Annotated in this window: 1 protein-coding gene; it reads left to right on the forward strand. The window is 66.2% G+C overall.

Translation table 11 applies throughout. The features are described from left to right. Positions 1–266 (forward strand): GspE/PulE/PilB domain-containing protein (locus Ga0451573_RS19275; protein WP_492207362.1); only part of this gene is annotated, 266 nt, incomplete at both ends.

The following is a 266-nucleotide window of genomic DNA, read 5'->3' on the forward strand; positions in this document are numbered from 1 at the left end:
AGCCGGCCCATCGTCTCCCAGATTGTCGAGGACAAGCTGATCCCGCCGGCGCGCCTGGCGGAATTCGCCAGCAACGAGTTCGGCACGCCCCTGCTCGACCTGTCCAGCATCGAGCTCGACGGCAACACCATCCGCGAGGTCGGCGAGAAGCTGATCCGCGGCCAGCACGCCCTGCCGCTGTACAAACGCGGCCGCAAGCTCTACTTGGCGGTTTCCGACCCGACCAACCTGCAGGCCCTGGACGAGTTCAAGTTCGCCAGCGGCTT

The organism is Phosphitispora fastidiosa, assembly GCF_019008365.1.
In the GTDB taxonomy this organism is placed as follows: Bacteria; Bacillota; Thermincolia; order Thermincolales; family UBA2595; genus Phosphitispora; species Phosphitispora fastidiosa.